Source organism: Pandoraea cepalis, from assembly GCF_902459625.1.
Lineage (GTDB): Bacteria > Pseudomonadota > Gammaproteobacteria > Burkholderiales > Burkholderiaceae > Pandoraea > Pandoraea cepalis.
This window is the reverse complement of record NZ_CABPRY010000001.1, coordinates 1,005,572-1,029,428: the sequence shown is the minus strand read 5'-3', so window position 1 is coordinate 1,029,428 and position 23,857 is coordinate 1,005,572. Positions and strand designations below refer to the sequence as shown.

General features: G+C 66.0%; 24 protein-coding genes. 11 read left to right on the top strand and 13 right to left on the bottom strand.

Annotated features, from left to right (window positions below):
* Positions 1-42 precede the first annotated feature (42 nt).
* The 5 genes from queA to secF all read left to right on the top strand — a co-directional run bounded on the left by queA (position 43) and on the right by secF (position 5,914).
* The gene (gene queA, locus PCE31107_RS04725; protein WP_150606770.1) at positions 43-1,125 is read left to right on the top strand and encodes a tRNA preQ1(34) S-adenosylmethionine ribosyltransferase-isomerase QueA; all 1,083 of its coding nucleotides are present in this window, start codon (positions 43-45) and stop codon (positions 1,123-1,125) included.
* A 137-nt stretch (positions 1,126-1,262) separates the two neighbouring features.
* Positions 1,263-2,393 (top strand): tRNA guanosine(34) transglycosylase Tgt, encoded by a 1,131-nt coding sequence (tgt, locus tag PCE31107_RS04720; protein WP_150606768.1) that lies wholly within the window; start codon positions 1,263-1,265, stop codon positions 2,391-2,393.
* 224 nt (positions 2,394-2,617) lie between these two features.
* Positions 2,618-2,884: a preprotein translocase subunit YajC gene (gene yajC / locus PCE31107_RS04715; RefSeq protein ID WP_232424572.1), complete on the top strand. Its 267-nt coding sequence runs from the start codon at positions 2,618-2,620 to the stop codon at positions 2,882-2,884.
* Between the two features lie 135 nt (positions 2,885-3,019).
* Positions 3,020-4,912, top strand: a complete 1,893-nt coding sequence (secD, locus tag PCE31107_RS04710; protein WP_130025003.1) for a protein translocase subunit SecD — start codon at positions 3,020-3,022, stop codon at positions 4,910-4,912.
* A 24-nt stretch (positions 4,913-4,936) separates the two neighbouring features.
* Positions 4,937-5,914 carry a protein translocase subunit SecF gene (gene secF, locus PCE31107_RS04705; RefSeq protein ID WP_130025002.1) on the top strand — a complete coding sequence of 326 codons (978 nt, stop codon included), beginning with the start codon at positions 4,937-4,939 and terminating at the stop codon, positions 5,912-5,914.
* Between the two features lie 235 nt (positions 5,915-6,149).
* On the opposite strand, the gene purB is transcribed toward secF, so the two are convergent.
* A complete protein-coding gene (gene purB, locus PCE31107_RS04700; RefSeq protein WP_130025000.1) occupies positions 6,150-7,523 on the bottom strand; it encodes an adenylosuccinate lyase in 1,374 nt (457 codons plus the stop codon).
* A 223-nt stretch (positions 7,524-7,746) separates the two neighbouring features.
* Here purB and PCE31107_RS04695 point away from each other — a divergent pair, with 223 nt between their 5' ends.
* A complete protein-coding gene (locus PCE31107_RS04695) occupies positions 7,747-8,358 on the top strand; it encodes a glutathione S-transferase family protein (protein WP_130024999.1) in 612 nt (203 codons plus the stop codon).
* A 2-nt stretch (positions 8,359-8,360) separates the two neighbouring features.
* Here PCE31107_RS04695 and PCE31107_RS04690 read toward each other — a convergent pair whose 3' ends face one another.
* The 12 genes from PCE31107_RS04690 to PCE31107_RS04635 form a co-directional block, all read right to left on the bottom strand.
* Positions 8,361-9,398, bottom strand: coding sequence for a lytic transglycosylase domain-containing protein (locus tag PCE31107_RS04690; protein ID WP_246181706.1), 1,038 nt, complete (start codon positions 9,396-9,398; stop codon positions 8,361-8,363).
* Positions 9,395-10,546 (bottom strand): EscU/YscU/HrcU family type III secretion system export apparatus switch protein, encoded by a 1,152-nt coding sequence (locus PCE31107_RS04685; protein WP_150606766.1) that lies wholly within the window; start codon positions 10,544-10,546, stop codon positions 9,395-9,397. The genes PCE31107_RS04690 and PCE31107_RS04685 overlap by 4 nt, the downstream gene beginning before the upstream one ends.
* 7 nt (positions 10,547-10,553) lie before the next feature.
* Positions 10,554-11,396: a type III secretion system export apparatus subunit SctT gene (gene sctT, locus PCE31107_RS04680; protein ID WP_150606764.1), complete on the bottom strand. Its 843-nt coding sequence runs from the start codon at positions 11,394-11,396 to the stop codon at positions 10,554-10,556.
* Between the two features lie 5 nt (positions 11,397-11,401).
* Positions 11,402-11,668: a type III secretion system export apparatus subunit SctS gene (gene sctS / locus PCE31107_RS04675; protein WP_017233091.1), complete on the bottom strand. Its 267-nt coding sequence runs from the start codon at positions 11,666-11,668 to the stop codon at positions 11,402-11,404.
* A gap of 19 nt (positions 11,669-11,687) precedes the next feature.
* Positions 11,688-12,338, bottom strand: coding sequence for a type III secretion system export apparatus subunit SctR (gene sctR / locus PCE31107_RS04670; protein WP_150606762.1), 651 nt, complete (start codon positions 12,336-12,338; stop codon positions 11,688-11,690).
* A 48-nt stretch (positions 12,339-12,386) separates the two neighbouring features.
* Positions 12,387-13,556, bottom strand: coding sequence for a hypothetical protein (locus tag PCE31107_RS04665; RefSeq protein WP_150606760.1), 1,170 nt, complete (start codon positions 13,554-13,556; stop codon positions 12,387-12,389).
* Positions 13,546-13,992: a hypothetical protein gene (locus PCE31107_RS04660; protein ID WP_130024994.1), complete on the bottom strand. Its 447-nt coding sequence runs from the start codon at positions 13,990-13,992 to the stop codon at positions 13,546-13,548. Before PCE31107_RS04660 ends, PCE31107_RS04665 begins: the two co-directional genes overlap by 11 nt.
* A gap of 118 nt (positions 13,993-14,110) precedes the next feature.
* Positions 14,111-14,521, bottom strand: a complete 411-nt coding sequence (locus PCE31107_RS04655) for a hypothetical protein (RefSeq protein ID WP_150606758.1) — start codon at positions 14,519-14,521, stop codon at positions 14,111-14,113.
* Positions 14,497-15,861 carry a FliI/YscN family ATPase gene (locus PCE31107_RS04650; protein WP_150606756.1) on the bottom strand — a complete coding sequence of 455 codons (1,365 nt, stop codon included), beginning with the start codon at positions 15,859-15,861 and terminating at the stop codon, positions 14,497-14,499. The genes PCE31107_RS04655 and PCE31107_RS04650 overlap by 25 nt, the downstream gene beginning before the upstream one ends.
* Before the next feature lies 1 nt (position 15,862).
* Positions 15,863-17,938: a type III secretion system export apparatus subunit SctV gene (gene sctV, locus PCE31107_RS04645; RefSeq protein WP_150606754.1), complete on the bottom strand. Its 2,076-nt coding sequence runs from the start codon at positions 17,936-17,938 to the stop codon at positions 15,863-15,865.
* Complete coding sequence (locus PCE31107_RS04640; RefSeq protein ID WP_130024990.1) at positions 17,935-18,324, bottom strand: hypothetical protein; 390 nt, start codon at positions 18,322-18,324, stop codon at positions 17,935-17,937. Before PCE31107_RS04640 ends, sctV begins: the two co-directional genes overlap by 4 nt.
* 156 nt (positions 18,325-18,480) lie before the next feature.
* Entirely contained in the window at positions 18,481-19,140 is a 660-nt protein-coding gene (locus PCE31107_RS04635; RefSeq protein WP_150606752.1) for a two component system response regulator, read from the bottom strand.
* Positions 19,141-19,454: 314 nt separating this feature from the next.
* On the opposite strand from PCE31107_RS04635, the gene PCE31107_RS04630 reads away from it, so the two are divergent.
* The 5 genes from PCE31107_RS04630 (at position 19,455) to PCE31107_RS04610 (ending at position 23,776) form a co-directional block, all read left to right on the top strand.
* Positions 19,455-19,994, top strand: coding sequence for a hypothetical protein (locus PCE31107_RS04630; RefSeq protein ID WP_150606750.1), 540 nt, complete (start codon positions 19,455-19,457; stop codon positions 19,992-19,994).
* A 2-nt stretch (positions 19,995-19,996) separates the two neighbouring features.
* On the top strand, positions 19,997-21,613 hold the full coding sequence (locus PCE31107_RS04625) for an EscC/YscC/HrcC family type III secretion system outer membrane ring protein (protein WP_150606748.1): 1,617 nt from the start codon (positions 19,997-19,999) through the stop codon (positions 21,611-21,613).
* Positions 21,614-21,615: 2 nt separating this feature from the next.
* Entirely contained in the window at positions 21,616-22,947 is a 1,332-nt protein-coding gene (sctD, locus tag PCE31107_RS04620; RefSeq protein ID WP_174966538.1) for a type III secretion system inner membrane ring subunit SctD, read from the top strand.
* Complete coding sequence (locus tag PCE31107_RS04615) at positions 22,922-23,161, top strand: EscE/YscE/SsaE family type III secretion system needle protein co-chaperone (protein ID WP_165385232.1); 240 nt, start codon at positions 22,922-22,924, stop codon at positions 23,159-23,161. The genes sctD and PCE31107_RS04615 overlap by 26 nt, the downstream gene beginning before the upstream one ends.
* A gap of 201 nt (positions 23,162-23,362) precedes the next feature.
* Entirely contained in the window at positions 23,363-23,776 is a 414-nt protein-coding gene (locus PCE31107_RS04610; RefSeq protein WP_130024984.1) for an InvB/SpaK family type III secretion system chaperone, read from the top strand.
* Positions 23,777-23,857 lie beyond the last annotated feature (81 nt).

The window sequence follows — 23,857 nt, the reverse complement described above, 5'->3', positions numbered from 1 at the left end:
CGAACCAAGTAAAATGTCGGTTGCTACGCATTGTAAACGCTGATGTATACCCTTTCCGATTTCGATTTCGACCTGCCGCCCGAACTGATCGCGCAGACCGCGCTTGCCGAGCGCACCGCCAGCCGCCTGCTGGAGGTCGACGGCAGCGTCACGCCGCCGCATCTGTACGACCGGCGCTTCGCCGATCTGCCCGGCCTGCTCGCCCCTGGCGACCTGCTGGTGTTCAACGACACCCGTGTCATCAAGGCGCGCCTGTTCGGCCAGAAGGCGAGCGGCGGCAAGATCGAGGTGCTCGTCGAGCGTGTCATCGACAACCGCACCGTGCTCGCGCAGATCCGGGCGAGCAAGAGCCCGACGCCCGGCACCGTGCTGCATCTGGCCGATGCGTTCGACGTGACCGTTGGCGAGCGCGTCGAACCGTTCTACACGCTGCACTTCCCGGACGACTGCTATACGCTGCTGGAGACCTACGGCCGCCTGCCGCTGCCCCCCTACATCGCGCACGACGCCGACGCCGCCGACGAAACGCGCTACCAGACCGTCTATGCGCGCAACCCGGGCGCGGTCGCCGCGCCGACCGCCGGGCTGCATTTCGACGACGGCCTCTTCGCCCGCCTCGACGCACTGGGCGTGCACCGCGCCACACTCACGCTGCACGTCGGCGCCGGCACGTTCCAGCCGGTGCGCGTGGAGAACATCGGCGAACACAAGATGCACTCGGAGTGGTACGAAATCACGCCGTCGCTGGTCGACGCCATCGCCGCCACCCGCGCGCGTGGCGGCCGCGTCGTCGCGGTCGGCACGACATCGATGCGTGCCCTGGAGTCGGCCGCGCAAGCCACGCTGGCTGCGGGCGGCGCGCCGGGCACCTTGCGCGCCGGCAGCGCCGAGACGGACATTTTCATCACGCCGGGCTACCGTTTCCAATTGGTCGACCGGCTCATTACCAACTTCCACCTGCCCAAATCGACCTTGCTCATGCTGGTGTCGGCGTTCTCGGGGATGGAGACGATCCGCTCGGCCTACCGGCATGCGATCGAGCAGCGCTACCGCTTCTTCAGCTACGGCGACGCGATGATCCTCTCGCGCGTGGCGCCTCACGACGCGCCGAAAGCCGCCGCCTGACGCGGCACGGCCGTTGGATCGACGGCCGTGCGACCCGGTACAATAGCGGCTTGGCCGCGCATGGGGCGCCGGCCGCTTATTTGACGTCCTGTGCGGGCGCCGGCTTGTGTTGCCGGTGGTGCCGGGGCGCACGACACATGCTCAAGTTCGAACTCATCACCACCGACGGACAAGCCCGCCGGGGGCGCGTCACGCTCAACCATGGCGTGGTCGAGACACCTATCTTCATGCCGGTCGGCACCTACGGCTCGGTCAAGGCGATGTCGCCGGCCGAATTGGTCGAGAACAACGCCCAGATCATCCTCGGCAATACCTTCCACCTTTGGCTGCGCCCCGGGCTGGAGACGATCGCCGCCCACGGCGGGCTGCATCGCTTCATGGGCTGGGATCGTCCGATTCTCACGGATTCCGGCGGTTTTCAGGTATTCAGCCTCGGTGAGCTGCGCAAGATCAGCGAAGACGGGGTGAAGTTCGCGTCACCCGTGAATGGCGACCGTCTCTTCCTCTCGCCCGAAATCTCGATGCAGATCCAGCACGTGCTCAATTCGGACATCGTCATGCAGTTCGACGAATGCACGCCGTACGAGATCGACGGCCGCCCGGCCACGGAAGTCGAGGCCGGCCAGTCGATGCGCATGTCGATGCGCTGGGCCAAGCGCTCCATCGACGAATTCAACCGTCTCGATAACCCGAATGCGCTGTTCGGGATCGTGCAAGGCGGCATGTACGAACATTTGCGCGACGAGTCGCTCGCCGGGTTGTCGGAACTGGACTTTCACGGCTATGCGATCGGCGGGTTGTCGGTGGGTGAGCCGAAGGAAGATATGATGCGCGTGCTCCAGCACGTGGCGCCGCGGCTGCCGGCGAACAAACCCCATTACCTGATGGGGGTCGGCACGCCGGAGGACCTCGTGGCTGGCGTGGCGGCGGGCGTCGACATGTTCGACTGCGTGATGCCCACGCGTAACGCCCGCAATGGCTGGCTCTTCACGCGATTCGGCGATCTGAAGATCCGCAACGCGTCGCACAAGACCGATACGCGCCCTCTGGACGAAACTTGCGGCTGTTACGCCTGTCGAAACTTCTCGCGCGCCTACCTGCACCATTTGCAGCGAGCCGGGGAAATTCTGGGCGCGCGGCTCAACACCATCCACAACCTGCATTACTATCTCACGCTGATGCAGGAAATCCGGGATGCCATCGAAGCGCACCGTTTCGACGCTTTCGTCGCCCAGTTCCGGGCCGATCGCGCGCGCGGCGTGCATTGACGGGCGGCGCGCGCCAGCGGGCACCGAAACCCCGGAGACCGGGGTTGGGCAGTGGTAAAATGCCGGGCTTGGATCCTGCATCCACGCACCGAAACACACGCCGCGCGTGTCCGGAGCTCCGGCCACACGCGGCTTTTACACGTCTTACATAAGGAGAACCGAACGTGCTGATTTCCAATGCCTTCGCTCAGACGGCAGGCGCCGCGAGCCCGACCAGCAACCTGATGAGCTTCCTGCCGCTGGTGCTGATGTTCGTGGTGCTGTACTTCATCATGATCCGTCCGCAAATGAAGCGCCAGAAAGAAACGCGCAACATGCTGTCGGCCCTCGCCAAGGGCGACGAAGTCGTGACCTCGGGCGGCCTGGCCGGTCGCATCTCGAAGGTCGGCGAGACCTTCGTGACCGTGGAGATCGCTGAAAACGTCGAAATCAACGTGCAGAAGGGTGCGATCACCACCCTGCTGCCGAAGGGCACCATCAAGGCGCTCTGAGCCTTCGCGCCACTGCACGCGGCCGCCTTCAACGGCGGCCGCCGTGCATGGCGACGCCGGCCGTGGCGACCCACGTTGCCATGCCAGCCGGTCTGAAGCACGGTTTGCCACGAGGCATCACCCTAGCCCGCTGCTATGAATCGCTATCCTCTCTGGAAGTACATCCTCATTCTGGTGGCGCTTGCCATCGGGGTGTTCTATACGCTGCCCAACCTGTTCGGTGAAACACCGGCGGTACAGATTTCCAGCGTCAAGGCGACCGTCAAGGTCGATGCCTCAACGCTCGCGCGCGCCGAAGACGCGCTCAAGGCGCAGAACATCGCTTATCAAGGCGCCGTGTTCGACAGCACGGGCAACAACCCGAGCGTGCGCATTCGCTTCGCCGACACCGACACGCAATTGCGGGCCAAGGACATGCTCCAGACGGCGCTGAACAGCGACCCGACGGACCCGACCTACGTCGTCGCGCTCAACCTGCTCTCGGCCTCGCCGGAATGGCTCACCCGAATCCACGCGCTGCCGATGTATCTCGGTCTCGACCTGCGTGGCGGGGTGCACTTCCTGCTGCAAGTCGACATGGCCGGCGCCATCACCAAGCGCCTGGACGCGAGCGCCGCCGATGCCCGCACGCTGCTGCGCGACAAGAACATCCGCCACAACGGCGTGACGCGTACGGACACTGGCATCGAAGCCGTCTTCAGCGACCAGAACGACGCCGAGCGCGCCCGCGGTGCCCTGACCGACGGGCTGCCCGATCTGTCCTACACGACGCAAGCCGGCCCGAACGGGACGTTCAAGGTCGTGGGCGCCTTCACGGAAGCGGCCCGTCGCGCGGTACAGGACAACGCCGTCAAGCAGAACATCGTCACACTGCATAACCGGGTGAACGAACTCGGTGTGGCCGAGCCGGTGATTCAGCAGGAAGGCCCGGACCGTATCGTCGTGCAGTTGCCCGGCGTGCAGGACACGGCCAAGGCGAAGGACATCATCGGCCGTACGGCAACGCTCGAAGCGCGTCTGGTCGATCCGGACGCCCCGCGCCTCATCACGGCTGACACGCCGGTGCCGCCGCAGGACGAACTGTTCCTGCACGGCAACGGCGCGCCGGTGATGCTCAAGCGTCAGGTGATCTTCAGCGGCGATCGCATCACCAGCGCGTCCGCGGGCTTCGACGATCACCAGCAACCGTCGGTCAGCATCAAGCTCGATGCCGCCGGCGGCCGTGTGCTGCGCGACGTCTCGCGCGACAACATCGGCAAGCCGATGGCCATCGTGCTGTTCGAGAAGGGCAAGGGCGAAGTGCTGACGGTGGCGAACATCCGCAGCGAACTGGGCCAGAGCTTCCAGATCACCGGCATGGGTTCGGCGCAGGGCGCCAACGACCTGGCACTGCTGCTGCGCGCCGGTTCGCTGGCCGCCCCGATGGAGATCATCGAAGAACGCACGATCGGCCCGAGCCTGGGCGCCGATAACGTGCATAAGGGTGTCGACTCGGTGATGTACGGCCTGATCGCCATCGCGTTGTTCATGATGGCGTACTACATGCTGTTCGGCGTGTTCTCGGTGATCGCCCTGCTGTTCAACCTGTTGCTGCTGGTGGCCGTGCTCTCGATGATGCAAGCCACGCTCACGCTGCCGGGGATTGCCGCTATCGCGCTCACACTCGGTATGGCCATCGACGCGAACGTGCTGATCAACGAACGCATTCGCGAAGAATTGCGCGCGGGTGCGTCGGCACAGAAGGCGATTTCGCTGGGCTTCGAGCATGCCTGGGCGACGATTCTGGACTCGAACGTGACCACGCTGATCGCTGGTCTGGCGTTGCTGGCGTTCGGTTCGGGCCCGGTGCGCGCGTTCGCCGTGGTGCACTGCCTGGGTATTCTGACCTCGATGTTCTCGGCCGTGTTCTTCTCGCGCGGTCTGGTCAACCTGTGGTACGGCGGCCGTCGCAAGCTCAAGACGCTGGCGATCGGTCAGGTCTGGCGCCCGGACGGTGCGAAAAACGCACCCGACGCAGGCGAGCAATAACCGCAGGCGCGAGAGGAAACAGTCATGGAATTTTTCCGCATCAAGAAAGACGTGCCGTTCATGCGGCACGCCCTGATCTTCAACATCATCTCGGCGCTCACGTTCGTGGCGGCGGTGTTCTTCCTGCTCACGCGGGGCCTGCACATGTCGATCGAGTTCACCGGCGGCACGGTCATGGAAGTGGCCTACTCGCAGGCGGCCGATCTCGAGAAGATCCGTGGCGAAGTCGGCAAGCTGGGCTATCGCGACGTGCAGGTGCAGAGCTTCGGCACCTCGCGCGACGTGATGATCCGCCTGCCGATCCAGAACGGTTCTGACGGCAAGCAGGTCACCAGTGCACAGCAAAGCGACGCCGTGATGTCCGCCCTGAAGGCCGACGCCCCCGATGTGCAATTGCGTCGCGTGGAATTCGTCGGTCCGCAGATCGGCCACGAGTTGTTCACGGATGGCCTGCTGGCGCTGACCTTCGTGGTCATCGGCATCATCATCTACCTGTCCTTCCGCTTCGAATGGAAGTTCGCGGTGGCCGGCGTGATCGCCAACCTGCACGACGTGGTGATCATTCTGGGCTTCTTCGCCTACTTCCAGTGGGAGTTCTCGCTGGCGGTGCTGGCGGGCGTGCTGGCCGTGCTCGGCTACTCGGTGAACGAATCGGTCGTGATCTTCGACCGGATTCGCGAGACGTTCCGCAAGATGCGCAAGGCGACGGTGCGCGAGGTGATCGACCACGCCATCACAACGACCATGTCGCGTACGATCATCACGCACGCGAGCACGGAAATGATGGTGCTGTCGATGTTCTTCTTCGGTGGACAGACGCTGCACTATTTCGCGCTCGCCCTGACCGTGGGTATTCTGTTCGGTATCTACTCGTCGGTGTTCGTGGCCGCGGCCATTGCGATGTGGCTCGGCGTGAAGCGTGAAGACCTCATCAAGCACAGCAACAAGGATGGTGAAGAAGGCGTCGATCGCAACGACCCGAACTTCGGCGCCCGAGTCTGACCGACTCACTGCGCTGCGTCAGGAAGACCGCCGGCATGTCCGGCGGTTTTTTTTCGCGTGTGCGGCGCGCGAACGCCGTGCCCCGGTCGCGTTGGCCTTGGCCATCGCGGTGCGCATTGCCATGACCGCCCCGCCCTCCTCGCCGTGATCGATGCGGTCGTCACCATGCAAAACGGGCCGCAGATGCGGCCCGCTTTGTTGCTTCATTGAAGCGGTGGAGGCGTGCTGGACGCGCTCAGACCCGTTTGGCGAGCGATTCGGCGATACCGATGTAGTTCGCCGGCGTCATTTGCAGCAGACGCGCCTTCGCATCTTCCGGAATGGCCAGTTGCTTGATGAAGTCCTGCAACGCCTCGCGCGTGATGCCCTTGCCGCGCGTCAGCTCCTTGAGCTGCTCGTACGGGTTGGGAATGCCGAAGCGGCGCATCACGGTCTGTACCGGCTCGGCCAGCACTTCCCACGTGTTGTCGAGATCGTCGTTCAGACGCTGCGGATTGACTTCGAGCTTGTCCAGGCCCCGCTTGCACGAGTCGTACGCCAGCAGACTATAGCCGAACGCCACGCCGATGTTACGCAGCACGGTCGAGTCGGTCAGGTCTCGCTGCCAGCGCGACACCGGCAGCTTGTCGGCCAGATGGCGCAGCACGGCGTTCGCCAGACCGAGGTTGCCTTCCGAATTCTCGAAATCGATCGGGTTGACCTTGTGCGGCATGGTCGACGAACCGATCTCGCCGGCCTTGGTCTTCTGCTTGAAGTAGCCGACCGAGATGTAACCCCAGATATCGCGGTTCAGGTCGAGCAGGATGGTGTTGGCACGCGCAACGGCGTCGAACAGCTCGGCCATGTAATCGTGCGGCTCGATCTGGATCGTGTACGGGTTGAACGTCAGGCCCAGGCGCTGCTCGATCACGGCCTTCGAGAAGGCTTCCCAATCGTAGTCCGGGTAGGCCGAGAGGTGGGCGTTGTAGTTACCGACCGCACCGTTCATTTTGGCGAGCAACTCGACGCGGCGAACGCGCTCCAGCGCGCGGGCCAGTCGTACGGCCACGTTCGCGAGTTCCTTGCCAAGCGTGGTCGGCGACGCCGGTTGACCGTGCGTGCGCGAGAGCATCGGCTGAGCGGCATGTTCGCGTGCCAGCTCGCCAAGCTTGGCGACCAGCGATTCGAGCGCGGGCACGACGACCTTGTCGCGCGCGCCCTTGATCATCAAGCCGTGCGAGGTGTTGTTGATATCTTCCGACGTGCAGGCGAAGTGGATGAATTCGCTCGCCTTTTCGAGTTCCGCCTGGCCCTGCACCTTCTCCTTGAGCCAATACTCGACAGCCTTCACGTCGTGGTTCGTGACCTTCTCGATGTCCTTGATGCGCTGCGCATCGGCGTTCGAGAACTGGGTGGCCAGGCTCAGCAGGAACGTCTCCGCTTCGGCCGAGAACGGGGCGATTTCGGCGAAACCGGCCTTGGACAGGGCGATCAGCCAATGGATCTCGACCGTCACGCGGTGGCGCATGAACGCCGCTTCGGACAGCCACGGACGCAGGGCGTCGGTCTTGCTGGCATAACGGCCGTCGAGCGGAGAAAGCGCGGTCAATGGGGAGAATTCGTCGGACATGGCACTGGGCACCGAAAAAGAAAATCGGGGGAGCCGGCGAGCCGCCAACTCGGAAAGGCCAGCATTTTACCATTCTCGGCCTCGCCCATCCCGGGACGAATCGATTTCACCGCAATTCGGGCAGGGCTCGCCCCGTGCTGCGGCATACGCAACACGCATGCGCGACAGCCCGGAGCCCACGTTATACTCTCCCCCGCCCTACCGCGATTTATCAAGGATTCACATGAAGTTGATCGGTGCCCTCGCCAGTCCCTACGTTCGCAAGGTCCGCATTGTGCTGGCTGAGAAGAAGCTCGACTACAAGCTCGAGCTGGAGAACGTGTGGGCCGACGACACGCGCATCCAGCAGTCCAACCCGCTGGGCAAAGTGCCGTGTCTGGTCATGGAGGACGGCGAAGCCGTGTTCGACTCGCGCGTGATCTGCGAGTACCTCGATACGCTCTCTCCGGTGGGCAAGCTCATCCCCCCTTCGGGCCGCGAACGCGCCGAAGTGCGCTGCTGGGAGGCCCTCGCCGATGGCGTGACGGACGCCGCCGTGCAGATTCGCGTCGAGGCGATGTTCCACGACGAAGCCTCGCGCTCGCAGGCGCTCATCGACCGCCAGCGCAGCAAGATCGACGAAGCGCTGCGAGCAATGGCGCTTGGACTCGACGAACGCCAGTGGTGCGCGAGCAACCGCCTCACGCTGGCCGATGTGGCCGTCGTCTGTGCGCTCGGCTACCTCGATTTCCGGTTTCCGGAGATCGCCTGGCGCGACGCACACCCCAATCTGGCCGATCACTTCGAACGCATGTCTGCGCGCCCCTCGGTCATCGACACCGCCCCCACGCGCTAGTCCTATCCGCCGACCGCAGGGCCAGCGCCTCGCGCCCGCCCGCGCGCGGGCAAGACGACCGCTGGCCGGTCGCGTCCGCGGCTGTCGGAGGCTTGCGCCGACGGGCTGCGTGTCAGCAGCGCCCCCACCCCTCGCAGCAAACGCCAGGCGCGTTCCCCCGCGGCCTCGTCCGAGGGCGTATCGCCGCGCTCCCGAGCCGGCGTTGTCGTGGCGGGCGCCGTGGTATCGGGCTTCGTATCGACAAGGATGGCGGCAGGCTGCATGGGCTGCATGGGTGGCAACGGTCGCGAGGGCACCGCTGGCACCGGACCCGCGTCACGTAGCCGAGCGTATCCGGCCATCACCTTGCGCACGTAATTCTGCGTCTCCGGGAACGGCGGGATCTGACGCCCGTAACGCAGCACCGCACCCTCCCCCGCGTTGTAGGCCGCCAATGCCAGCGTCAGGTCGCCGTCGAAGCGCGCCAGCAGCCAGCGGACGTAGGACGCCCCAGCGCGTACATTCTCCGCGGGGTCTTCGAGACGTCGCACGCCGAAGCGCTCGCCAGTGCGCGGCAGCACCTGCATCAACCCGATCGCCCCCCGCACGGACACCGCCTGCGGATCATATCCCGATTCAGTGTCGATAATGGCGTGCAGCAGCGCCGCATCAACCGACGCCACTTGCGCCGCGCGTTGCACCAACGCGTCGAAGGGCAGCGCGGGGTCGGCAGACGTCGGTGCGTCCGTGTCGCGGGAGGTGGCGACGACAGACATCGGTGCCGCCGTGTCGCGGGAGGTGGCGATGATCGACGTCGGTGCGTCCGCGTCGCCGGGGCTGGCGACGACAGGCGCTTGCGCGGGCCGCGCCAACACGTCTGCCATGGCCCGCGGCACGGGCACCACGAGCTGCGCGTCAGCCACTCGCGGGTGACGCGGCAGCAGTCCCCCGTCCATCGCCCATACGGACACCGACGGTCCCATCATGCTCAACACGCCGAGCACGCCTCCCGCGAGCCGTGCGCGCCACCCGCACAAGTCCCGAATCCGGCGCCCACTCATACGCCGTCTCCCGAAGCCGAGCGCGTGGGCGCGTCCTTCATGCCGCCTGCGACGCAGCCGTCCTGCGGCATTGCATCGGCGTGCGGCGCGGCGTTCGCCGCTTGCACCTCATAAGGCAGGTCGAGCGCGAGCCGCAGAATCGCGGCCACTGCGTCGAACAGATCGGGGGGAATCGGTGCGTCGATCTCGACGTCGTCCATCAGGCGGCGCGCCACGGGCACGTGCTCGACTATCGGCACGCCTTCGCGCTCGGCGAGCCGGACGATGGTCCGCGCACGTTCGTTGCGGCCCTTCTCGATCACCATCGGCACGGCCGTCTCGCCGGGAACGTAGCGCAGACAAATCGCGATACGGGTCGGGTTGCGCACCACGGCCGTCGACCGCTTCACGTTGTCCGACAGACTGCCGCTTTCGATCGTTTCCCGATGAATGTCGCGCCGCTTGTTTTTGATCTCCCGGTCGCCCTCGACCTCCTTGGATTCCCGCTTGATCTCGTCGTGGGACATCATCAATTGCTTGCGAAGCTGATACTTCTGATACGCGAAGTCGAGCCCGCCGAACACCACGTACGCGATAACCAACACCGCCATCAGCCAGAACATCAACCGCACCGTGAGGGCAAGACCGCACGACGGCCCGCACTGCGGCAGCGCGGCGAGCGACGGCGTGTACTGCCGGATGAGATAGAAAAAGACCACGGCCAGCACCGCCACCTTGACGAGCGACTTGCCGAATTCGAAGAGCGACTGCATCGAGAACAGTTGCTTGGCCTTGGCGATGGGATCGATCCGTTCATACTTGGGACGAACGCTCTCGGGCGCCACGAGCATGCCGACCTGCAACACCATCGCCAGCCAGGTCGTCACGATCAACAGCACGGCAAGACCGCCCACGAAACGCACGAAGAGCAGCAGCGAAGGTCCGAGCATGCCGCGTACGGCGTCGTCCACCGGATCGTTGAGCACCCCTAACATGCGCGCGACGAGCGCTTGCAGCGCGTCGTAAAGCGCCGGGCCTTCGAACGTCAACCACGCCAGCACCACGCCGAGTTGCATGCACACGGCAAGATCGGCGCTCTTCGCAACGCGCCCCTTCTTGCGCTCGTCTTCGATCTTCTTGGGGGTGGGCGGCTGGCTCTTTTCGCTCATGTCGGCCTCAGGATGCAGGCAGCGCCAGCGCGGCCCAGGCGCGAAACACGTCGGGCAGCCGATACCAGCCCTGCAGCGGCACGGCGATGGCAAACGGCAGACTGGCCACCGTCACCAGCAGCGCCATCGCGCTCTTCACCGGCATGGCGAGAAAAAAAACGTTGAGCTGTTGCGCGGCCCGGTTGATGAAGCCCATCGACATATCGACCAGCACCATCACGACCATCGCCGGCAGCGCCACCGCCACGCACATCACCTGCATCGCTTGCCAGAGCGCGAGCAGCCAGGCCACGCTGTCGTCATGCCATCGCCACGGCTGCCCCACCGGCAGCGCGGCGTAGGAGTCATATAACGCGGTGAGCAAGGCCTGCGCCGCCGGGGTGACAAAGAACAGCACGCAAAGCATCTGAGTGAGCGCGATGCCGAAGATCGACGACTGCGCCCCCATCAATGGATTGAGCACGCTCGCCATGGACGCGCCGCGCATCGTGTCGATCACGTACCCCGTCATGTCGACGGCCCAGAACGGCAGCGCGGCGGCAAAGCCGAGCAGGCCGCCGATGCACAACTCGCGCAGCACCAGCATGCCCCATGCGCCCCAATGCGACGGCATTTCCGGGCCAGCATGCACGAGCGACACCACCGGCAACGCCAGCGCCAGCACCAGCGCATTGCGCAACATGCCGGCGCCGAGCATGCCGACGGAGAACACCGGCAGCAGCATCGCAATGCCCAGCGGGCGCAGCATCGCCACGCCCCACGCCACCAACCAGCCGTACAGGTCGGCCCACAGCGGCGAGAGCAAGGTGTCGACGCCGGGCGCCATGCCCGGCACGAAGGAGGACGTCATGCCGCTCACCGCATCCGGCTGATCTGCTCGAACGCGTTACCCGCGTAATGCAGCAGCACATGGCCCATCCACGCATAGGTGGCGGCCAGCGTGACCGACACCGCGATGAGCTTGATGAGGAACTGCACGGTCTGATCCTGCACCTGTGTAAGCGCCTGCACCAGCGAGACCAGCACGCCGACCGCCGCCGCCACCACCACGGTGGGCAGCGACAGGAGGAGCGTGAGCCAGAGCATCTCGCTCGTGAGATTGACGACGATGGCTTCACTCATGGGTGCGCTCCGGGCCGCTTCATGCGTAGGAGAGCATCAACTGACGCACCAACTGCTCCCAACCGTTCATCATGACGAAGATCAGTAACTTGAACGGCAGTGCGATGGTCATGGGCGAGACCATCATCATGCCCATCGCGAGCAGGATGTTCGAGATCACCAGATCGATCACAACAAACGGCAGGTACAGCAGCAGCCCGATCTTGAACGCTTCGGCGAGTTGGCTCAGCGCGAACGCCGGCATCAGGACGAGCAGCGAGTCGCTGCCCAGGCGGTCGCGATGCGCCTCAGGCCAGGTATCTCGGCCGACGCTGGCGAAGAAGTCGCGTTGTCTCGCGTCGGTGTGACGCGTGAGAAATGCACGGTAGGGCGACAGGACGCTCGCATCGACATCGGCCACGAAATCCTTGGACGACAGCGATACCGGACGCGTCTCGAGATTGGCCTCGATGTCGAAGGCCACCGGCGCCATGATGAAGCAGGTGAGCACGAGCGATAAGCCGTAAATCGCGATGTTGGGCGGAATCTGCTGCGTGCCGAGCGCATTGCGCAACAGGGCGAACACGACCGCCAGCTTCAGAAACGCAGTCCCCAGCACCACCAGCAACGGCATGATCGAGAGCAGCGAAAGCAAGACGACGAGCTGCACCGGGTGGTCGAGCAGGGACATGCAAACTCCAATGAGCGTCGTTGACGACCGGGTTGGGTATCCGAGAGATTAGGGGGTCTCCGGATGCACGCCCATCCGGTCACGACCCGAAATATCGCCGGGAGAATCGCTCTCACCTGGCGTGTCGTGCTCGGTGAGCGCGACGTCGACCGACGCGTTCTCGATGGATGCGCCGATCATGCTGTCGATGCACACCGCGAGTCGTCCGTCGTCGAAACGCAGCAAATGCCCGGCGGCCCACGGTGAGTCGTCACGCAGGAGCGTCATTCGATCGGCCGACAGCGAGCAGGCGATTGCGTCGCTTTGGGCAACCGCGTCGTTGCGTGAACGCCAGGCCGTCAGCAACGGAATGGGAAAGTGCCTTTCTGCGACGAGGGCAGACAAACGCACGGTGGCTGCTTCCCGGCGCGCCCCGGCGGCCGTCGACAGCGTGTCGTCGGGGGGGCTGGCGTTCGTGTCGTCGAGTTGCAGGACGCGCCGATCCAAGGGCCGGCCGTCATGCATGGCCACGGCGCGGTCGCCGTCCACAAGCCAATACTCACCGCCTGCGATGTGAGCCGCCACGTCGAGGAGTACGGCGTCTCCCACCTGCAGACGCTCGCATTGCGCGCTGGGCAAGGTCGCCCACCCCGCCACCAGCGCACATCGACGCGTCGGCAATCCCGACGGATCGAGCGCGGTGTCGCCTGGCGTCGCCCGCCGGCAGCGCTCACGCAGCCACGATGTCGCGCCGTCGAGATACATCAACGCCAACCGACGTCCCTCTCGCTGCAACACCACGCCCACGCGCCACGCTGTCTCCACATCCGCGCACACGAGGGCAGTCGCGCGCGGCCACGACCGGGTATCGCGGGCGGCGTCGGCCGCACCGACCGCCGCGTCGAGCGGCATATCGGCGCTCACGTCGCCCGTCGCCAGCGTGAGCGATGCCGCGCTGGCCCGCCACGCGGGCGGCAGCGCGTCCCACGACGGGACCGGCAGGTTCGGCGCGAGCCAGTCGCACCACTGCAGCGCGTCGCACCAGAAGCGCGTCTGGCCGACAACGCCTTCGTCGACGCGTGCCGTTACGATAAGACCTTCCCCTCCCGCACGTAGCCAGCCGACACGGACTTCGGTATCGCCTTCGACAAAAGCCACGCAGGCCACGCCCATGAGCGCCTCATCCAACGGCCCCGGCGTCGACGCCGCGATTAACCCGACCTCCGACTCAGGGGACATATCGAGCCTCGACTTCGATCGTGACGGACACCTTCAGGCGCGACGTCAGGGCGCGCTCGAGCCGCCCTCGATGCGCCAGCAAGCGCCGGTACATCGTGAGCCGCACGCAGAGCAGACTCACTGTCACGCCCTGCCGTCCGCGGCGGGCTTCGACGACCAACGCATCGAGCGCGCCACCATGCACCAACATGCGCAACGAACTGCCGCCGTCCCAGTTGGCATCCTGACGCACGTGCCAGACACGCAACCAACGCAGGACATCGGCGGGTCCGGACACGCACGCGGCCGGCTCGCATGCCAGGGTGAAGGTCCGTTCGTGACGGTCGCCGCTTGGCCTGCCATCGGGCGTTGCCGTGCCGCGCCGCTGCGACGACGAACGCTCGGACAAGCTGACGAACGCATCGGCCGACGGGCCGCTTCGGTGAATGGTACGCATCGTGAAGTCCTTTTGATGGCAATGGTGGTGAGCGCGTTTCGTTCGGCATAGGTGCGCAATCCCTTCGGCGCCGGGTCATGGCGTGAGACTGTTCCGTCTTCAGCGGCCCATTGCCCATTCACCGGCGGTAAAACGTCAGCAACTCCCGCAGTTTTTCCTGCTTGCGTGCATTCGCCTGCAGGCGCTCGCGTTGGTGATGCACTTCGGCGTCGACAAGCTTCGCGTGCGCGAGTGCGGCGCTGTGCCGGTTCCGCGCCTCGTCAAGGGCGGCACGCTGCACTTCCACCGCACCCGGCGCGCCCGCGGCCTCGCGGGGCCCGTAGACACCGCCGCGCGACAATGCGTCCTGCCACGCGCGACGTTGCGCGTCGCACGCGCGCTCGCACGCAACGACCGCCTCGTTGGCGTCGCGCGCCGCGGCCGTCATGCGGGCCAGTGCGGCACGCAGGCTGGCTTCGCGGCGCCGGGCGAGCGCCGCCAACGCCGCCAGGCCCTCGTCGTCCTTCAGTTCGCGAGATGTTCGAGCCATGCGCGCGTGTCGTCGAATGGCGCCACGTCGTGCTGCGCCTGACAAAGAAAGGCGCGGATGTCCGGGGCGCGCGCGAGCGCGTCGTCGGTCTCCGGATCGTTGCCCGGCTGATATTCGCCAACGCGTACCAGCAACTCGACCTGCGCCGCCAGCGCCATCGCGCGCCTGACACGCGCCGCCGCATCGACATGCGGCGCATCGGTCACCGCCGCCATCACCCGTGAGAGGCTCCTCGCGACGTCGATGGCGGGATAGTGATTTTCCTGCGCGAGACGCCGCGACAGCACGATGTGACCGTCCACGATCGAACGCACCTCGTCGGCGAGCGGCTCATCCAGGTTGTCGCCTTCCACGAGCACCGTATAAAACGCGGTGATGCTGCCGCGCACGCCGGTCCCCGCGCGCTCCAGCAACCGGGGCAGACGCGCATAGAAGCTCGGTGGCAACCCGCTCGTCGCCCCAAGCGGCTCTCCCGCCGCCATCCCGATATCGCGCACGGCGCGCCCGAAGCGCGTCAGGGAATCCATGAGCAACAGCACGTCTTTGCCGTCGTCGCGAAACGCCTCCGCAATGGCCGTCGCGGTGTAGGCTGCCTTCATCCGTTCAAGCGCGGGACGATCGGATGTCGCGACGACGCAGACAGTCCGTGCACGCGCCTCGGGGGTGAGGGCCGTCTCGAGAAATTCGCGCACCTCACGCCCGCGCTCGCCGATCAGCGCCACGACGATCACATCGGCCTGCGCACCCTGGCACATCATCGCCAGCAGCGTGCTCTTGCCGCCCCCCGCCGCCGCAAAGATGCCGAGTCGCTGGCCGCGACCGCAGGTGAGCATGCCGTCGATCGCGCGAATGCCGATGGGCAGGCATGTGGACACGAGCGCGCGCGTCATCGCGGGCGGCGGCGCTGTGTCGAGTGAACGCCATGCCACGCCGGACCTCGGCGCCTCGTCGGCCGCCGTCGCGGAGGCCAACGGCCGCCCGAGGCCATCGAGCACCGCGCCGATCAGGTGATCGCCGACGGCCACGCGCGACGACGTTCCCAGCGCCTGCACCAGCGCGCCATTGGCCACGCCGTTCGGCTCGGCATACGGCGCCAGCCAGACATGCCGCCCCTCGACCGCAATCACCTCGGCGTCGAGCGACGGCGAGACCACGCGGCATTGCTCACCGAGCGCCGCGCCCGGCAATCGGGCACGCATCGCATTCGGGGTGATCTTGTCGATACGCCCGCAGCGCGCTTCACCGCCGGACATCCGCCGCCACTCGTCACACGCCTCGCGCCGCGCGTCGAGCGTTCGACGAAGCCCATGGGCGATGCGTGCGGCGTCCGGGCGACGCATCTCAGTAGGTTCCCTGCACGTCGATCGTGCCCAGCACCCGCACATGCGGCTCGTCGGCCACTTCCTGAAACGACAACACCGCCAGATCGGCGCGTTCGCGCTCGACGAGCTTGCGCAGAAAGCGTCGAACGTCCATGGCGGTGAACAGTACGGCCGGCGTGCCGTCATGCGTGGTCAGTGCGCCATCGATGGCGTTCAGAATCGCGTCGGTCTGCGCGGGATTCAGATCGGCATAGGACCCCGACGCCGTCTGCCGCACGGCGGCCCGCACGGTGTCCTCGATGCCGCGGCCCACGTTCCATCCGGTGATATGTTCGGCGCCCCGTCGAAAACGCCGGGTGATGTGACGTCGCAGACTGAGCCGCACGTACTCGGTCAACATGATCTGATCGCGCTCGCGCGGGGCCCATTCGATCAGGGCCTCGAACACGCGCCGCAGGTCACGAATCGACACGCCCTCGGCGACCAGTCGCTGCAGCACCTCCGCCGTGCGGCTGATCGGCAATTGGCGTTGCAGCTCCTTGACGAGTTCGCCGTAGCGATCCTCCATCGCATCCATCAGGAAACGCGCTTCCTGCACACCGAGGAAATCGGCGGCATGCGCGTCGATGACCAGCGACACGCAGTGCGCCACACGGTCCGCGCCCACGATCACAGTGCCGCCTCGCGTCTGCCACGCCTGGCGTTGCGCATCGTCCAGCCAAAAAAGGATCTGCCCGCCGAACGGCAACGGCATCTCGCGCGGCGCACCGGCGTCAAGGCGGCGCAGCGCGGGGATCGGATGCGCCGCGTCGTGCTGCGCCAATGCGGTGTCAGGGGCCACATCAATCGTCATCACGCTCTCGTGATAGAGCTGAATATCCAGCGTCTCGCCCGGCAGGCCGGCGTCGACGACCACCTGCACCTCGGGCATTGGCACGCCGAACTGCTCGAACTTCTGATCACGCAGGGCATCGATGCGCGCGGCGAGCACCGCAGTGCCGCCCGCCGCCTCGGCCAGCGCGGCCCCCACCCGTGCCTGCAGCGGCTGCGCGCCCGGGCGTCCCGGTTTCGCTTGCGCGCCGCCGGCTTCGCCCTGCGCGCCGTCCTTGTCCCCTTGGCCCTCGCCCTCTCTGCGCTTCACCCACCACGCGGCGGTCCCCGCCAGCGCCGCGAGCAGGAGGAAATAGTGCATCGGGAAGCCGGGGATCAGACCGAAGAGCACGAGCACCACGGCCGCCAACGTCAGCGAGCGCGGCTGTGCGGCAAGCTGATCGGTGAGTTCGCGCGCCAGGTTGCGACGTTGCTCGCCAGGCACCCGCGTCACGATGATGCCCGCCGTCACGGAAATGAGCAGCGCCGGAATCTGCGACACCAGCCCGTCGCCGATGGAGAGAATCGCGTAGATCGCCGCCGCATCGCCCGCACTCATGCCGCGCATGAAAACGCCCACCCCGATGCCACCCAGCAAGTTCACCACGATGATGACGAGCCCGGCGATGGCATCCCCCTTGACGAACTTCATCGCGCCATCCATCGCGCCGTAGAACTGGCTCTCCTTCTGCACGACGCGGCGCAGGCGCTTGGCCTCGGCGGCGTCGATCGTGCCCGCACGCAAATCGCCGTCGATGCTCATCTGCTTGCCGGGCATGCCATCGAGCGAAAACCGGGCGCCGACTTCGGCCACGCGCTCCGAGCCTTTCGTGATGACGATGAAGTTGACGACAGTGATAATCAGAAACACGATCATGCCGACGACAATGTTCCCGCCTGCGGCGAAATCGCCGAACGTGTAGACGATGTCGCCCGCGTCGGCGCGCAGCAAAATCAGGCGGCTGGTGCTGATCGTGAGCCCCAGCCGAAACAGCGTGGTCATCAGCAGTACGGACGGGAACGCCGAGAAATCGAGCGGCTCGTTGATATAGAGCGCCACCATCAGCAGCAACAGCGACAGGCCCAGATTGAGCGCGATGAGCAGATCCATCACCGACGGCGGCATCGGGATGATGATCATCAGCACCGTGACGAGCAGCAGCGCGGCCAGCACGATGTCCTGCCGGCCGGCAGCGACGCGAAGCCAGGGCAGCAGGCGCGTCACGGGCAAATCTCCTGCTGCTGCCGGGCATCGATCCGCGCCAACAGGCGCCGCATGCGGCCGAGGCAATCAAACCATTCGACGGCCTGTGAGTTGCCGCTCGCCGGCGGCGTGGCGATCAACATCGGGCGCCCCTGCGCCACACATGCCCGCACGGGAATGCCGAGACTCCACTCCGGCGCGCAGGTTTGCAGCAACATGGGCAGCCACCGCTGCGCGCGGGCGGCGCGATCGATCAGCGTCAACACCAACGTCACGCCCTGCGCATCGACCTCGATCATCAGCACGCAGGGTGCGAGCACCACGCGCATGCGAGGGGCCACACGTTGCGGCGGTAGCGCCAGCAATTCGAAGAGCTGCTCGAGCTTGCGTTGAGTCTGGGTGTCCATCGGCGATCTTGCGTTGGGAACGTGCTGGCGGCGCACGCGCGGCTCGGAGGGCGCTCAGGTAGCGGCAGCGGGCATGGTCGCGCATCCACGGCCGAGGGGGCTATCCGGCGCACACCTGAATTTCGCGGCGGGCGTTCCGACGAGGGGCCGCCATCGTCACAGCATCATGCGTAGTCGATGTGCCCAATTCACGATATCTGCCACGTTGTGTGCGTCGAGCTTGCGCATCATGTTCAGCCGGTGGGTCTCGACCGTCTTCACACTGATCGACAACAGTTGCGCGATGTCGCGATTGCGTTGCCCTTCCGCGACCAGCTTGAGCACCTGCCGCTCACGCAGCGTCAGCAGCCGTTCGGGCATCTCGAACGCGCATGGGCGGGGCACGTGGCGCGCGCCCGCCGGATCGTGTATGCCACCGAACACGGCCGGATCGACGAAACGCTCGCCACGTATGACCTGATACGACGCGTGGATCAACGTCGCGCGGGCGCTGCTTTTGAGGACGTAAGCCGCCGCCCCGGCTTCCAGCGCCTGGCGCGCCCGCTCGCTGTCGTTGCTGGCCGAGTTGACGACGATGCGCAGGTCGGGCCAGCGCTGGGCGCATTGGCGGATCACGTCCACGCCGTCCATGCCGGGCAGGCCCAGATCCAGCATCATCAGGGTCGGTCGATGCACCACGCAGGCCCGGTAGACATCGAGCCCGTTGACGATCCGGGCAAGCACGCGCCAACCGAGATCGTGCTCGATCAGGCAGCAGAGTCCGTCGGCCAGTAACTCGTGGTCTTCGACAACGACGACACCGATACACCCCGTCATTCGCAGCTCCTCGACAGTTGGTCATAAGCACTCACGCAAGCACTCATACGGATTTTTGTTCACTTTCTATCGACTTCGGGCCACTTGCGCGAATCTTGTGCCTTCACCTGACGCCGGACGTGGGAAAGCCCCCCAAACCGCGGCGCCCGAGCGTCACTTCAGGTCTGCGCCGGATTGTGCCGGCACCTCTGCGCTTGATAATGAGGAATCTTGTGCGCCGCCGTGTCGATCGACGGCGACCCGTGATGGCGTATGCCGCCGATGTCGCATACGCTTCGTTCCCCGTGCCCGTGCACTGCCTCCTTCAGATACCTATGCGTTTGCCATTTGCGCTTGCCGCGCTCGACTGGATTGCCCCGCGCGACGTACAGGGCGCGCGCATTGCGCTCGATCTCGACGGCCAACGCGGCTGGACGTGTCGAGCCGACGGCGGCTATTGCGTCGCAACGGCGCTGACACTGCCGTCGCATGCCCATATGCAAGTCCATCCCCATGCTCAGCCCCATGCTCAGCCCCATGCGCAACCGCTCGCCGCCGCACTCGACGACGACCCGGCGCTCGCACGCTGGCTCTTGCGGCTCTGCCTCGTGCTGGCCGGTCAGCCGGCGTTGCGCGACGACAGCCTGTGCCTTGCGAACGACGTCCTCTGGTGGGTCCACCGCTTCGACGCCGGCGAACCGGCCGCACGCGTGGAAGCGCAGCTTCGTCGCCAACTGCTGGCCTGCATGATGGTGACGTCTCAGGGCACGCGCGCCGACGCGGTGCCACCTGCATCATTCACGCCCCACGCGTCCGGTCGTCCCGCCGGGGCGGCAGACGCCAGCCGCCGTCTTCACGCGCTGCGCCGCTGCTGACCATGCCGCCTTCCTTCACTTCGCGCACCGTCGCCCTGCTTGCCGGGAGCCTGTGCGTCACGCTGGCCACCGCGTCGTTTGCCGCGCCCCTCACGGAGCATGCGTCCCGGGTCTCACCGGGCACGCCGGTCTGGCGCGGCGGCCCGTTCGTCTTCCAGAGCGCAGGCACGCCTCTCGCGGAGTTGTTGCGCGACTTCGGGGCGCACCACGGCATTCCGACCGTTGTGAGTCCGCACGTCGCCGATCGCTTCATCGGCACGCTACCTGCGGGTGCCGCTCAGGCGACCCTCGATGCCCTATCGGAACGTTATCGGCTTTCGTGGTACTTCAACGGCCAGACGCTGAACGTCTATAAAGCCAGCGAGGCAACGCGGCGCGTCATGTCCGTGCGTTACGCCTCGCCCAGCGACTTGCTCGGGCACCTGCGCAATGCCGGTGTGCTGCACCCGCGGCACTGCGTGGCGCGGGCGATTCCGGCCACCCACGCCCTTGAAATCGCCGGCGTTCCCGCCTGCATCGAGACGGTTGCCATGCTCGCAGACCACCTCGAACGCGACGCCCGCGATCAGCAGGAAAGCGAAGAGACCATCAAGATATTTCCCCTGAAATTCGCGACGGCCGACGACACGAGGTACTTTTATCGCGGGCAGGAAGTCGTCGTGCCGGGCGTTGTCAGCGTACTGAAGGATTTGATTCTCGGCGCCGGCCCGCTCGGTGCCACTGCGGCGGCGTTTGCCTCGCCGGGCGCGTCGGCCGGCGCCGGCCTTGACGCCCGCCTTCCCGTCGCCACCGGCTCGCGCTCCGGCACGCCGCGCTTTTCCGCCGATCCGCGTCGCAATGCGGTCATCGTGCGTGAGCGGCGACGCAATCTGCCGATCTACGGCGACCTGATCGCGCAACTCGACATCCGGCCTCGCCTGGTCGACATCTCGGTGGCGATCATCGACGTCAACGCCAGCGACATCGCCGAACTTGGCGTCGACTTCTCCGGCAGCGCCCGGCTGGGCGGCTTTGGCGCCGTGTCGCTGAACTCGCAGACACAGAATGGGGACACCGGCACGTTCACGACTTTGGTCGGCGACACCAACAAGTTCATGGTCAATTTGAGCGCGCTGGAGCGAAACTCCAAGGCGCGCGTACTATCCCGCCCATCCATCGTCACGCTCGACAATATGCAGGCCGTGCTCGATCGCAGCGTGACGTTCTATACCAAGGTCTCAGGCGAGAAGGTCGCCAAACTGGAGAGCGTGACGTCGGGATCGCTATTGCGTGTCACGCCGCGACTCGTTCCCCAGGAAGGCGATGGTCGCGAGCAGGTGATGCTCACCCTCAATATCGAAGACGGCGGCGAAGTGCGCAGCGAACGCAACAGCCGCAACGAGGTCCCGACGATCCGCAACTCCTCGATTTCGACGCATGCCACGCTCCAGGCGGGGCAAAGCCTGCTGCTCGGCGGCTTCGTGCAAGACGCGCAGCACGAGCAGGAGCGCAAGATTCCCCTGCTGGGGGATCTGCCGCTCATCGGCCGTCTGTTCAGTTCGACGAGCAACCGGAGCGACAGTGTCATGCGTCTGTTTCTGATCAAGGCCGAGCCGGCGGCCGACCTGCCGAGCGCATGAGCATGAGTATGCTCACGCTCACGCTGCTCGACGGCCCCCTCGCCGGACGACCCATGCCGCTGCCGCCGGGCACACTCACGATCGGCGACAGTGATTCCGATATCGCGATGACGCTCGATCATGGCGCACAGATCGCGCTGGGCGTCGACGACGATGGCGTTCGGCTGCTCACGCCGGCGCCGGTCTGGGTCGACGGCGTGCCCATCGCCGCATCGGATGATCGCGCGGCCGACACGCTCAGGCTCCCGCTGCATACCGCGATCGATCTTGCTGGCCTCGGCATCTGGCTTGGCGACGGTAGCGAAAGCGCGCCCGTGCCCATGCCAAAACGTCCGGAGCGGCGTCCCGAGCACGCGGCATCGCCTCGCATGACCCTCGCGCCCGAAGCCCCCCAAGCGGCCGAAGCCCCTGCGCGGCGCGCTCGCGCCCCGACTGCCTGGATCGCCGTCACGGGACTATCGTTACTGATCGCGGCGGCGGGCGTCGCGATCTGGCGCACGGGCACCGCCAACGTCATCGCCGCGCCGCCACCGCCCGACGCGCTCAAAGCGCTCGCGGCACGCGTCGCGCCCGGCGTCGTGCTGGATCACAGCGACAACGGGGTACGTCTGTCCGGCGGCTGCATCGACGACGACGCGCTTGCACGACTGCGCGCCGAGGCGCGTTGGCTGGGCAAAGCGTTGAGCGACGAGACCTGGTGCCCTGCGAATTCCATACAGACAGTGCGCACGTTGCTACGGTTGCACGGCTTCGGTACCGCACAGGTGAGCGTCACGCCGGACGGCGAAGTGCTCATCGGTGCGCCGACGGTCGCCGACGCCCGCTGGCGATCAGCCGCCAACGCGCTCGATGCATTGGCGCTGCCGCATGGCTGGCGCGTGGCAGAAGGCACGGCCAACAGCTTCGAGCGGCTGTTGAAGACGCTACGCGACGCCGGCCAGTTGCGCGGCATCGATATCGCCCGCGACCGCAATGGATGGCGGCTTACCGGGGCACTGACCGTGGGACGCCAGGCGTCGTTGAAGGGCATCGTCGACACATGGAACACCGGTGACAACGCGATGCCGGTGCGCATCGAGCCGCTGCCGCCCCAGATCCCGACGCTGGCTGAAACGGGCTTTTCCGCGCCGCTCGTGAGCATAGGCGGTTCGCCCAACGCGCCGCAGATCACCCTCGCCGACGGCACGCGTCTGGCGCAAGGGGCGCGCCTGCCCGGCGGCACACGCGTAATCGCGATTCATACGGGCGGCGTGTCGATCGGCTCGCATGACCGGCTTTTCTACTTACCCCTGTCTCCGGAGACGCTGCATGACGATTCGCCTGACCCAGCTTGAAGACCGCCTCGCCGCCGCGCCCGAGGCTGTCGCGCGCGACATCGGCACACAGCTCGATGTCGCGCGCCAGACGCTGCAACAGGCGCTGCACGCGCCGCTTGCGCCCGCACAGCACGCGCTTGCGCAATCACAGATGCAAGCGGTGCGCGCCGCCGAGGTGATTCTCGAGGGCGTCGCGCGGCGGTACGCCACGTCTTACGGGTCATCGTCATGACGACGGGAGCGACGGTGGGCGTCGACCGATGCTCGCGTGTGCGCAGAAGCGACAACCCAGCTCGCGCGACCAAAGTCTGCGCGACCCAATCGTGGGAACCTTCGGCATCGCGCGCCCCGCGCGAGCGGTTTTCGTCACCGCGTTGTCGCAGGACGCTGGCACGGGGCGCGTCGTCGATTTCTTCCACTCTCCACGCATATCATGCCAAGTTACGACCTAGCGAAAACTCTCGTCGAAGCGCTGAAGTTGATCGGCTGCGACCCGGGCAAGATTGATGCCGTCGACAATCACTCGCCCATCGAGCTGACGTTTACCGCCTCGCCCAGCATCATCGTGGAAACCTTGAAAAACCAGGCGTGCAGTATTCACGCCGTCGTGGCCACCGACGAAGCCGCGCGTCTGCATCGTGCCAACAGTGAGCGGCTTCTGCAATTTCTCATTGAGCCGGCCGAATGGGCCGTCACCGGGCACGTGCAGTTGCGCGAACGCGACCGTCGTCTGATTCTTCACGCGCAGGTGACGGACGAAGCCGCCGCTGAGCCCGAGCCGTTCGCGCAAGCGCTCACCGATTTCTATGACCGTATCAAGCTCTGCCGGGAGCACCTGCGCGCCTGAGCGCAGCCGACACCCTTTGGCGCATCCGTTGTGCGCCAGTCCATCCCCCCGATCCTCGCGTTCCCACTTCCCCACTTCCCC

Coding starts and splice junctions, on each gene's coding strand:
- sctD (WP_174966538.1), top strand. CDS start 21,616: ATGAGTATGCTCACGCTCACGCTGCTCGACGGCCCCCTCGCCGGACGA.
- PCE31107_RS04660 (WP_130024994.1), bottom strand. CDS start 13,992: ATGCGTACCATTCACCGAAGCGGCCCGTCGGCCGATGCGTTCGTCAGC.
- secF (WP_130025002.1), top strand. CDS start 4,937: ATGGAATTTTTCCGCATCAAGAAAGACGTGCCGTTCATGCGGCACGCC.
- PCE31107_RS04625 (WP_150606748.1), top strand. CDS start 19,997: ATGCCGCCTTCCTTCACTTCGCGCACCGTCGCCCTGCTTGCCGGGAGC.
- secD (WP_130025003.1), top strand. CDS start 3,020: ATGAATCGCTATCCTCTCTGGAAGTACATCCTCATTCTGGTGGCGCTT.
- PCE31107_RS04690 (WP_246181706.1), bottom strand. CDS start 9,398: ATGAGTGGGCGCCGGATTCGGGACTTGTGCGGGTGGCGCGCACGGCTC.
- PCE31107_RS04640 (WP_130024990.1), bottom strand. CDS start 18,324: ATGGACACCCAGACTCAACGCAAGCTCGAGCAGCTCTTCGAATTGCTG.
- sctT (WP_150606764.1), bottom strand. CDS start 11,396: ATGACGTCCTCCTTCGTGCCGGGCATGGCGCCCGGCGTCGACACCTTG.
- PCE31107_RS04635 (WP_150606752.1), bottom strand. CDS start 19,140: ATGACGGGGTGTATCGGTGTCGTCGTTGTCGAAGACCACGAGTTACTG.
- PCE31107_RS04665 (WP_150606760.1), bottom strand. CDS start 13,556: ATGTCCCCTGAGTCGGAGGTCGGGTTAATCGCGGCGTCGACGCCGGGG.
- PCE31107_RS04685 (WP_150606766.1), bottom strand. CDS start 10,546: ATGAGCGAAAAGAGCCAGCCGCCCACCCCCAAGAAGATCGAAGACGAG.
- PCE31107_RS04630 (WP_150606750.1), top strand. CDS start 19,455: ATGCGTTTGCCATTTGCGCTTGCCGCGCTCGACTGGATTGCCCCGCGC.
- PCE31107_RS04695 (WP_130024999.1), top strand. CDS start 7,747: ATGAAGTTGATCGGTGCCCTCGCCAGTCCCTACGTTCGCAAGGTCCGC.
- purB (WP_130025000.1), bottom strand. CDS start 7,523: ATGTCCGACGAATTCTCCCCATTGACCGCGCTTTCTCCGCTCGACGGC.
- queA (WP_150606770.1), top strand. CDS start 43: ATGTATACCCTTTCCGATTTCGATTTCGACCTGCCGCCCGAACTGATC.
- PCE31107_RS04650 (WP_150606756.1), bottom strand. CDS start 15,861: ATGCGTCGCCCGGACGCCGCACGCATCGCCCATGGGCTTCGTCGAACG.
- PCE31107_RS04610 (WP_130024984.1), top strand. CDS start 23,363: ATGCCAAGTTACGACCTAGCGAAAACTCTCGTCGAAGCGCTGAAGTTG.
- yajC (WP_232424572.1), top strand. CDS start 2,618: ATGAGCTTCCTGCCGCTGGTGCTGATGTTCGTGGTGCTGTACTTCATC.
- tgt (WP_150606768.1), top strand. CDS start 1,263: ATGCTCAAGTTCGAACTCATCACCACCGACGGACAAGCCCGCCGGGGG.
- sctR (WP_150606762.1), bottom strand. CDS start 12,338: ATGTCCCTGCTCGACCACCCGGTGCAGCTCGTCGTCTTGCTTTCGCTG.
- sctS (WP_017233091.1), bottom strand. CDS start 11,668: ATGAGTGAAGCCATCGTCGTCAATCTCACGAGCGAGATGCTCTGGCTC.
- PCE31107_RS04615 (WP_165385232.1), top strand. CDS start 22,922: ATGACGATTCGCCTGACCCAGCTTGAAGACCGCCTCGCCGCCGCGCCC.
- PCE31107_RS04655 (WP_150606758.1), bottom strand. CDS start 14,521: ATGGCTCGAACATCTCGCGAACTGAAGGACGACGAGGGCCTGGCGGCG.